Source organism: Klebsiella sp. MS 92-3 (assembly GCF_000195655.1).
GTDB lineage: Bacteria > Pseudomonadota > Gammaproteobacteria > Enterobacterales > Enterobacteriaceae > Klebsiella > Klebsiella pneumoniae.
The window spans coordinates 52,514-62,928 of record NZ_GL882816.1; the positions used below are offsets into that span (position 1 = coordinate 52,514).

Genomic DNA, 10,415 nt, shown 5'->3' on the forward strand with positions numbered 1-10,415 from the left:
GGGGGGGGGGGGGGGGGGGGGGGGGGGGACATCGCCATAATTCAGACCTCACTCCACCGCAAACGCTTTGTCCAGCCGGCTATAGCCCAGGCCGTTAATCTTCTTCACTTTGATCTGCACCGGAATGCGGTCTTTCATCGCCTCCACGTGGCTGATCACCCCGATAATCTTACCGCTGGCGTTAAGGGCATCCAGGGCGTCCAAGGCCGTGTCCAGCGTTTCGCTGTCGAGGGTGCCGAAGCCTTCATCAAGAAACAGGGAGTCAATCCGCGTCTTATGGCTCACCAGGTCTGACAGCGCCAGGGCCAGCGCCAGGCTGACGAGGAAACTTTCGCCGCCGGAGAGGGTGCGGGTGTCGCGCACGGCGTCGGCCTGCCAGGTATCGACAACCTCCAGCTCCAGCGCCTCGCTGGCCTTGCGCTGTAGCAGATAGCGGCCATGCAGGCGGTTGAGCTGCTGGTTTGCCAGCCAGACCAGATTATCCAGCGTCAGCCCCTGGGCGAATTTGCGGAACCGGTCGCCGGTGCTGGAGCCGATCAGCGAATTGAGATAGCCCCAGTCGTCCGCCAGCTGCGCCGCCTCTGCAATCTGCTGCCCCAGCGCCTGCTGCTGTTGACGGCTCTCTGCGTCCTGCCTGAGCTGCTGGCGGATCTCACCCTGGCGGGTAGTGTTATCCCGCAGCCGCTGGGCCAGGGCGTGCAGCTGGGTTTGCAGGGTGGGGACGTCAGCGTCCACCCCTTGCGGACGCAGCGCCAGGTGCGCCTCATGTTGCCGGGTCGCCTGCTCGCAGAGCGCGGCCGCCTGCTGAAGCTGCTGCTCCAGCGTCTGTTTTAACTGCGTCAGCCGCTGGGCGGTCTCGTCATCCAGCAGCGCGGCGAGGAACGCCTCCCGATCGCTAAAGCGGCTGGCGGCCAGGGCGGAGGTGAATTGCGCCTGCGACTGGTCCAGACGCGCCTTTTCCTGGGTTTCCTGCTGCTGCTGGGCGACAAGCTGGCTGTGCAGCGACAGGCATTCCTCGTGGATTTCGCGCCAGTTGTCCGGGATGGCCGACTCAGCTTCAACCTCTGTCTCGTCGCTGGTCGGCAGCGTCTCCAGCAGTGGCCGCAGAGCAGCGATTTGCTGCTGAATGGCATCATGTTGGGTCTGTTGCGCCTGCCACTGGGCAAATTCGCTTTCGCGAGCGTGCAGCCAGGCGGCTTCTGTCCCTTCTGCCGGCAGGCTCAGGGCCAGGGCCTGCAGGGCGCTCTCCAGTCCCTGGCGCGTGGCCGCCAGCTGCTGCTCGGCCTGGCGCTCCAGCGCCTGCTGATCGTTAAGCTGACTCTGCAACATCAGGCGCTGGCTGAGCTGATAGAGCTGCTGCTCGTAGCGCTCCTGCTCCTGCATCCAGTCGTTTATCTCTTGCGCAATATCCCGCGTGATGTGCAGAGAGGCGCAGGTCTCCTGCCACGCTTTAGTAAGCGCTTGCTCTTCCTCTGCGAGCCGCCCGGCCGCTTCGGTGTCACGCTGAAGCTGTTGCGTCAGGGCCTTGACCTGCCCGAGGATCAGCAGGCCTTCTTCTTTCAGCGCGGCGACCTCCTTTTCCAGCGCATCGCGGCGGCGCTGATTATCCGTGAGCGTCAACGAGGCGTATTGTTCAATCGCCGGGTGTTCACAGGCGCCGCACAGCGGACAGGGCTTACCCGCCTCGAGCCGGTCGCGGTAGCTTTCCAGGTCTTTAATCGTTTCTTCCCGTTGGCAGAGCGCCTTCAGGTCGAGATAGTGCTGGTTTTTGTCTTTATATTGTTCCCGGCGCAGCGTCAGGGTAGCGTTAAGTTTTACCTGCTCCGCTTGCGCCTGCTGGACGCTCTCGGCGTTCTGGCGCAGACGCTTGCGCAGCAGCTGATGCTGTTCATGCAGGGAGAGCAGGCGCTGGCGCAGCGGCCGCGATTGGGTTTGCTGTTCTATCGCTGCGGCAACGTCATCCGCGCTCAGGGTGATAGGGCTGGCTGGCAGCGTGGCCAGCTTCTGGCGTAGCGCGTCCAGGCGGGGGCTCTGAGCCGTTAGCTGTTGTTTATCCCGCGTCAGTTGCGAGAATTGCGCTCGCCAGCCGGCGATCTCCTGACCCCATAAGCGGAAACGCTCATGGGCGGCCAGCCACTGCGCCAGATCGGCCAGTTCAGCCTGACGCTGCTGCTGAGCGCGCAAGGCGCCCTGGCGGATGCGCGCGCGCAGCGCCGTGCTGGCAAGTAAGCGAGCATTTACTTCACTGATCCGCTGCCGGGTTTGCGCCAGGCCTGCCGTCTGCTCCTGCTGGCGCTCCCACAGGGGACGCAGTTGGGCGGCGGGCTGGGCCAGCTCAAGCTTCGCCAGCGCCGGGGCGGCGTCCGCCAGCGCCTGGCGGGCCTGCTGCTGCCGGGTGGCGGCCTGCTGCTGCTGCTGCGCCAGCTCGTCGCGGCGGGTCAGCCACTGGAGCTGCTGCTGCTGGCTCTGCTGCTGGGCCAGCAGGGCTTTTTCTTCGTCAGTAAGTACCTGCAAACTTTCCTGCAGCGCCTGCTGCTGGGCCTCCGTCAACAGGACGATGCCCGCCGCCTGGGCTTCGAACTTCTCCAGCGCATGGCGAGCGGCTTTGTGCTGTTCGTAGACCATGGCTGAAATCTGGCCGTAGATTTCCGTGCCGGTCAGCTCCTCCAGCAGCTCCGCGCGATCGCTCGGCTTCGCGTTCAGGAAGGCGGCAAATTGCCCCTGGGAAAGCAGCATCGAGCGGGTGAAGCGGCCATAGTCGAGGCCGGTAAGCGTCGCGGTTTGCTCCAGCTTGTCCGAGACTTTATCGGCGAGGATTTTGCCGTCAGCGCAGCGCGCCAGCTCGACGCGGGGCGCCTGCAGATTGCCATCCGGCTGGTTACGGGCCCGGTTCTGGCTCCAGAAAGCGCGGTAGGCGATGCCTTTTACTTCAAACTCGACTTCCGCCAGACACTCGGCGGTATCGCGGGTCATCAGGTCGTTTTGCGACTGGGAGACTTTATTCAGGCGCGGCGTTTCATGATAGAGCGCCAGGCAAATGGCATCGAGCAGCGTGGTTTTCCCGGCCCCGGTGGCGCCGGTAATGGCGAACAGGCCATTGCTGGCGAACGGCTCGGCGGTAAAGTCTATCTTCCATTCCCCTTTCAGGGAGTTGAGGTTTTTCAGACGCAGACTGAGGATTTTCATGCGTTTTCGTCCTCCGCGGTGAGCGTATGCACCGTATGGGCGAACAGCTCATGCAGCCGGGCGCGCTTCATATCGTCAATTTCGGTCAGCGCCAGCCGGCGCTCGAATACCTCCTCCACCTTCAGTTCACTGAGCGTCTCCCGCTGGGCGTTGAGCAGTATTTTCTCGCGCTGCTCGCGGCTGCGGCGCACCAGCAGCACTTCCACCGGCAGATCCTCCGTCAGCGCCTGAATATGACGCTGAATATCGTGCAGATAGTCCTCGGTGGTGATTTCGATATCCAGCCACACCGGCGGGTCCTGCTCGACGCCGCGCCACTGCTCCAGCTGGGCGGTGATGGCGGCCAGATCGCCTTTGATCACTGCCAGCGGCTGGGTCACGGGCACCTCCAGGGTTTCCACGGCGCTAAGTCGCCCCTCGCTAAAGCTCACCAGATGCACCGATTTCGCTTTGCCGGTTTCATCGAAGCTCAGCGGCAGCGGCGAGCCGCTGTAGCGGATATGCTCGCAGCCGCCGACCATCTGCGCCCGGTGAATATGGCCCAGCGCAATGTAGTCGGCAGGGGGGAAGTGTTGCGCCGGAAAGGCATCCAGTGTGCCGATGTAAATGTCGCGGACGGCATCGCTTTTGCTGGCGCCGACGGTGGTCAGATGGCCGCTGGCAATGATGGGCAGCGGCCGATCGCCGCGCAGCGCGCAGGCCTGCTGATACTGCTCCTGATAATAGTCGCTGATGGCGTGCAGCAGCTGCTGCTGTTTTTCCCGACCGGAGTGACCGGCCTGGCTGGTCACCAGCTCGCGCGGGCGTAAAAACGGCACCGGACAGAAGATGGCGCCCGGCGTGCCGTCGCGCAGCGGCAGCTCAATCGGCGCGTAGCCGGCGTTCGCCACCACGGTGGTGTGTAAGAAGGCGAGGATATCGCGGGATTCATTGAGCATCGCCACCGAGTCGTGGTTGCCCGCCAGCACCACCAGGCGACAGCCGGTCTGCTGCAACTGGACGACGAAACGGTTATACAGTTCGCGGGCGTAGCTCGGCGGCGAGCCGGTATCAAAAATATCGCCAGCCACGATAATGGCGTCGACTTCATGCTCCTGCGCGCGGTCCAGTAGCCAGGTAAGAAAAGCGTCGTGTTCGGCCGCGCGGCTTTTGCTGTAAAAATTCTGGCCCAGGTGCCAGTCGGAGGTGTGAAGGAGGCGCATAAATCTTCCCTAGCGAAAAAAGCATGGGCGGCAGTATACCACTTGTTAGTGAGGGGTAAGTCCGCGTCGTGCTTCAAAATACCCGATCATCAGACGGTCATTTTTTTCATAAATCTGTCACAAAAGTGACGCATAATGACGCCGCACTTCTATACTGATGGCTAAAAAACACAGGGTAAATAATGGCGAGAAGAATTCTGGTCGTTGAAGATGAAGCTCCAATCCGCGAAATGGTCTGCTTTGTTCTGGAGCAAAATGGCTTTCAGCCTGTCGAGGCGGAAGATTATGACAGCGCGGTGAATCAACTCAATGAACCCTGGCCTGATTTGATTCTCCTGGACTGGATGCTGCCGGGTGGTTCGGGGCTGCAGTTTATTAAGTTGCTCAAGCGCGAGGCGATGACGCGGGATATCCCGGTTGTGATGCTGACCGCGCGTGGAGAAGAAGAGGATCGTGTTCGCGGCCTGGAGACCGGCGCGGACGACTACATTACCAAGCCTTTCTCACCGAAAGAGCTGGTGGCGCGAATCAAAGCGGTGATGCGCCGTATTTCGCCGATGGCGGTGGAAGAGGTGATCGAAATGCAGGGTCTGAGCCTCGACCCTTCGTCGCATCGGGTGATGACCGGCGACAGTCCGCTGGACATGGGGCCGACGGAATTTAAATTATTGCACTTCTTTATGACCCATCCTGAGCGAGTGTACAGCCGCGAGCAGCTGCTGAACCACGTCTGGGGAACCAACGTCTATGTGGAAGACCGCACGGTGGACGTCCATATTCGCCGCCTGCGCAAAGCGCTGGAACACAGTGGCCATGATCGCATGGTGCAAACGGTTCGCGGCACGGGGTATCGTTTCTCCGCCCGTTTCTGAATTTTGACAGGAGTGTGACCCGTGCTGGAACGGCTGTCATGGAAAAGGCTGGCGCTGGAGCTCTTTTTAGCGTGTATTCCGGCCCTGATTCTGGGGGCGTTTGTGGGTCATCTGCCGTGGTTTTTACTGGCGGCAGTGACCGGTTTGCTGATCTGGCATTTCTGGAATTTGATGCGCCTGTCGTGGTGGTTGTGGGTGGATCGGAGCATGACTCCTCCGCCTGGACGCGGCAGCTGGGAGCCGCTGCTGTATGGTCTGCATCAGATGCAGATGCGTAATAAAAAGCGTCGGCGCGAGCTGGGAAGCCTGATTAAACGCTTTCGCAGCGGGGCGGAATCGCTGCCGGATGCGGTCGTCCTGACCACGGAAGAGGGGGCTATTTTCTGGTGTAATGGCCTGGCGCAGCAGATTCTAAACCTGCGCTGGCCGGACGACAGTGGCCAAAACATTCTTAACCTTCTGCGCTATCCTGAGTTCGCCAACTATCTGAAACAGCGCGATTTTTCAAAGCCGCTCAATCTGGTGCTGAATAACGCCCGTCATCTGGAAATTCGCGTGATGCCCTACAGCGACAAGCAGTGGCTGATGGTGGCGCGCGACGTGACGCAGATGCATCAGCTGGAAGGGGCGCGGCGGAACTTTTTCGCCAACGTCAGCCATGAGTTGCGCACCCCACTGACGGTGCTGCAGGGCTATCTGGAGATGATGCAGGAGCAGGTGCTGGAGGGGGCGACCCGAGAAAAAGCCCTGCACACCATGCGGGAGCAAACTCAACGTATGGAAGGCCTGGTGAAGCAGCTGCTGACGCTGTCGCGTATTGAAGCCGCGCCGGCGCTGGCGATGAATGATCGCATCGACGTGCCGATGATGCTGCGGGTGGTGGAGCGCGAGGCGCAAACTCTCAGCCAGGAGAAACAGACGCTGATCTTCACCGTCGATGAGCAGCTCAAGGTGCTGGGTAATGAGGAGCAGCTGCGCAGCGCCATCTCCAACCTGGTCTATAACGCGGTGAACCACACCCCGCCGGGGACCGAAATTCGCGTCAGCTGGCAGCGAACCCCGCAGGGAGCGCTGTTCAGCGTCGAGGATAACGGGCCAGGCATTGCGCCGGAGCATATTCCCCGTCTGACCGAGCGTTTTTATCGGGTGGATAAAGCCCGTTCCCGGCAAACGGGGGGCAGTGGCCTGGGACTGGCGATCGTCAAACACGCGGTTAACCATCATGACAGCCGGCTGGAAATCGACAGCACGGTGGGCAAGGGAACCCGCTTTAGCTTCCTGCTCCCGGAACGATTAATTGCCAAAAATGACGCCTGATCGACGCGCTGTCAGTTTATCTTGCCAATGACCAGCTTCAGCTGGTCATTTTCATTGGCAGTCGTTTTTTCTCGCCTATTTAATGAGCGTGCGCTGCTTTTTTGTTCGCATGATAAGCCACGGGTTTTCTATCAATATGGTAAATGATTCTGGTGTTAAAGACATAACCAGCATAATCATCTGCTTTTGCGATCGTGCCTTGCTTTAAAACGTTATAAGCGTTTAAATTGCGCCTGCGCAGTCGATGACAGACTGCTTTTGCGTGGTAATACCAAAAACAATTCTTTCCCACGCCGCTTCGGGAGCATATCTCGCTGAGTTTACCGGCAATGGCCGCTGTATCGTCCCTGAGAGGGGAGCGCGGTATTTTTCCATTTTTTTACAACACCACATCCACAGGCAGTAATGAATTTATGACCCATCAGTTAAAATCTCGCGACATCATAGCGTTGGGCTTTATGACCTTCGCGTTGTTCGTTGGCGCAGGCAACATTATTTTCCCTCCGATGGTTGGCTTACAGGCGGGCGAGCACGTCTGGACGGCGGCGATCGGCTTCCTGATCACTGCGGTGGGTCTGCCGGTGCTGACGGTGGTGGCGCTGGCGAAAGTCGGCGGCGGCGTTGAAAGCCTGAGCACCCCGATTGGTAAAGTGGCCGGTATCCTGCTGGCGGTGGTGTGCTATCTCGCGGTAGGACCGCTGTTCGCGACGCCGCGTACCGCGACCGTCTCCTTTGAAGTCGGTATTGCCCCGCTGACCGGCGACGGCCCGCTGCCGCTGCTGATCTACAGCGTTATTTACTTCGCGCTGGTGATTCTGGTCTCCCTCTATCCGGGCAAACTGCTGGACACCGTGGGCAATTTCCTTGCGCCGCTGAAAATTATCGCCCTGATTGTGCTGGCGGTCGCCGCCATCATCTGGCCAGCGGGCCCGATCAGCGACGCGCTGGAAGCGTATCGTACGGCGCCATTCTCCAATGGCTTCGTCAACGGCTACCTGACCATGGATACCCTCGGCGCGATGGTGTTCGGCATCGTGATTGTTAATGCCGCTCGCTCACGCGGCGTCAGCGAAGCGCGTCTGTTGACCCGTTATACCGTCTGGGCTGGCCTGATGGCGGGCGTCGGCCTGACCCTGCTGTATCTGGCGCTGTTCCGTCTGGGCTCTGACAGCGCTACTCTCGTGGATCAGTCCGCCAACGGCGCGGCGATCCTCCATGCCTACGTGCAGCACACCTTCGGCGGGGCGGGCAGTTTCCTGCTGGCGGCGCTGATCTTCATCGCTTGCCTGGTGACGGCGGTGGGCCTGACCTGCGCCTGCGCTGAGTTCTTTGCCCAGTATCTGCCGTTCTCCTATCGCACGCTGGTCTTTGTTCTCGGCCTGTTCTCCATGGCGGTCTCCAATTTGGGCCTTAGCCATCTGATCCAGGTATCGATTCCGGTGCTGACCGCTATCTATCCGCCGTGTATCGCACTGGTTGTATTAAGCTTTACCCGCAGTTGGTGGCATAATTCGTCCCGCGTTATCGCGCCGGCCATGTTTATCAGCCTGATGTTTGGTATCATTGACGGGATTAAGTCATCGGCATTTGCCGCGATTCTGCCGGACTGGACCGCGCGTCTGCCTCTGGCGGAGCAGGGCCTGGCCTGGCTGATGCCCACCGCCGTGATGACCATTCTCGCGGTGATCTGGGATCGCGCAGCCGGACGTCAGGTGACTTCCAGCGCGCATTAACCGGCGGTGAGGACAAGCGTTTAACCACGGGACTTCGGGTTCCGTGGTTTTTTATTTTTTGTGTTAAACGGCATTGAAAAACCACGATGGAAAGTAGTAACAAGCTTAAGCGCGGGCTAAGCACCCGGCACATTCGCTTTATGGCTCTGGGTTCCGCCATCGGCACCGGGCTTTTTTACGGCTCGGCCGACGCCATTAAAATGGCCGGACCCAGCGTACTGTTGGCCTACATTATCGGCGGCGTCGCGGCATATATCATTATGCGGGCGCTCGGTGAGATGTCGGTGCATAACCCTGCCGCCAGCTCATTCTCCCGCTATGCCCAGGAAAACCTCGGCGGACTGGCGGGCTATATCACCGGCTGGACCTACTGCTTTGAAATCCTGATCGTCGCCATCGCCGACGTTACCGCCTTCGGCATCTACATGGGCGTCTGGTTCCCGACGGTGCCGCACTGGATCTGGGTGCTCAGCGTGGTGCTGATCATCTGCGCCGTCAACCTGATGAGCGTCAAGGTGTTTGGCGAGCTGGAGTTCTGGTTCTCGTTCTTCAAAGTGGCCACCATTATCATCATGATCCTCGCCGGGTTCGGCATCATTATCTGGGGGATCGGCAACGGCGGCCAGCCGACGGGGATTCATAACCTGTGGAGCAACGGCGGCTTCTTCAGCAACGGCTGGCTGGGAATGGTTATGTCGTTGCAGATGGTGATGTTCGCTTACGGCGGCATCGAAATCATCGGCATTACCGCCGGTGAGGCGAAGGACCCGGAGAAATCCATTCCGCGCGCCATCAACTCGGTGCCGATGCGCATTCTGGTGTTCTACGTCGGCACGCTGTTCGTCATTATGTCCATCTACCCGTGGAATCAGGTGGGAACCGACGGCAGCCCCTTCGTCCTGACCTTCCAGCATCTGGGCATTACCTTCGCGGCCAGTATTCTTAACTTCGTGGTCCTGACGGCTTCGCTGTCGGCGATTAACTCCGACGTGTTCGGCGTGGGCCGTATGCTGCACGGCATGGCTGAGCAGGGCAGCGCGCCGAAGGTGTTCGCTAAAACGTCGCGTCGCGGTATTCCGTGGGTGACGGTGATGGTGATGACCATTGCGCTGCTGTTTGCGGTATACCTAAATTACATCATGCCGGAGAACGTTTTCCTGGTGATCGCCTCCCTGGCCACCTTCGCCACGGTGTGGGTGTGGATTATGATCCTGCTGTCACAGATAGCCTTCCGCCGCCGTCTGTCGCCCGAAGAGGTTAAGGCGCTGAAATTCAAAGTCCCTGGCGGGGTGTTGACCACGGTGATCGGCCTGCTGTTCCTGGCCTTTATTATCGCCCTTATCGGCTATCATCCGGACACCCGCATCTCGCTGTACGTCGGTATGGCGTGGATTGCGCTGTTGCTGCTCGGCTGGGTCTTTAAGACCCGCCGTGAGCGCCGCCTGGCGCAGGCTCAGTAATCGACATCGCCCCGGTCAGCATCGCGCGACCGGGGCGGCTTGCGGTCCCGCGTCCTCCCCCGTTATCCTCCCCCAAAAAGTTCTGAGATGATGAGTTCTGCGCCCGGCGGCTATGGCAAGGTGTGCCCATTCTGCACAATGAGGATTCACGATGTTGAAGGCATGGCACCTTCCGGTTACACCCTTTATCAAGGTGCAACAGGACCGACTGTTTATTACTCTGTGGTTAAGCGGTGAGTCGCTGCCGCAGCGGATCACGCTGCGCGCGGAAGAGGATAACGAAGAGCTGTCGCTGCCGATGCAGCGGCTCCGCCAGGCGCCGCAGCCAGGCGTGGTGGCATGGCGCGGCGAAATCTCTCTCGCCAGCGGCCAGCCGCGCCGCCGCTACAGCTTTAAGCTGCTGTGGGCCGACCATCAGCGCTGGTTTACGCCACAAGGCTTCACCCGATTCCCGCCGGCCCGACTGGAGCAGTTCGCCATTGACCTGCCGGACGCCGGCCCGCAGTGGGTGGCCGATCAGGTGTTCTATCAAATTTTCCCCGATCGCTTTGCCCGCAGCGCCGCGCGTGACGCCGACCAGGATGCGGTCTATTACCATCACGCGGCGGGACGGGAGATTGTGCGCAAGGCGTGGGACGAACCCCC

7 protein-coding genes are annotated in these 10,415 nt (G+C 60.3%); 5 read left to right on the forward strand and 2 right to left on the reverse strand.

Features of this window, described 5'->3' with window-relative positions:
* Positions 1-48 precede the first annotated feature (48 nt).
* Together sbcC and sbcD are read right to left on the reverse strand one after the other, a co-directional pair.
* A complete protein-coding gene (gene sbcC / locus HMPREF9538_RS11910) occupies positions 49-3,186 on the reverse strand; it encodes an exonuclease subunit SbcC (RefSeq protein WP_009485321.1) in 3,138 nt (1,045 codons plus the stop codon).
* Complete coding sequence (sbcD, locus tag HMPREF9538_RS11905; RefSeq protein ID WP_009485322.1) at positions 3,183-4,388, reverse strand: exonuclease subunit SbcD; 1,206 nt, start codon at positions 4,386-4,388, stop codon at positions 3,183-3,185. The genes sbcC and sbcD overlap by 4 nt, the downstream gene beginning before the upstream one ends.
* Before the next feature lie 182 nt (positions 4,389-4,570).
* Between sbcD and phoB the strand changes: the two genes are divergently transcribed.
* The 5 genes from phoB to HMPREF9538_RS32900 all read left to right on the forward strand — a co-directional run.
* Positions 4,571-5,260: a phosphate response regulator transcription factor PhoB gene (phoB, locus tag HMPREF9538_RS11900; RefSeq protein WP_002890343.1), complete on the forward strand. Its 690-nt coding sequence runs from the start codon at positions 4,571-4,573 to the stop codon at positions 5,258-5,260.
* A 21-nt stretch (positions 5,261-5,281) separates the two neighbouring features.
* Positions 5,282-6,577, forward strand: coding sequence for a phosphate regulon sensor histidine kinase PhoR (phoR, locus tag HMPREF9538_RS11895; protein ID WP_002890344.1), 1,296 nt, complete (start codon positions 5,282-5,284; stop codon positions 6,575-6,577).
* Positions 6,578-6,990: 413 nt separating this feature from the next.
* The gene (gene brnQ, locus HMPREF9538_RS11890) at positions 6,991-8,310 is read left to right on the forward strand and encodes a branched-chain amino acid transporter carrier protein BrnQ (protein ID WP_004144627.1); all 1,320 of its coding nucleotides are present in this window, start codon (positions 6,991-6,993) and stop codon (positions 8,308-8,310) included.
* A gap of 86 nt (positions 8,311-8,396) precedes the next feature.
* Positions 8,397-9,770, forward strand: a complete 1,374-nt coding sequence (gene proY, locus HMPREF9538_RS11885) for a proline-specific permease ProY (RefSeq protein WP_009485323.1) — start codon at positions 8,397-8,399, stop codon at positions 9,768-9,770.
* Between the two features lie 151 nt (positions 9,771-9,921).
* Positions 9,922-10,415 (forward strand): alpha amylase N-terminal ig-like domain-containing protein (locus HMPREF9538_RS32900; RefSeq protein ID WP_009485324.1); only part of this gene is annotated, 494 nt, incomplete at its 3' end.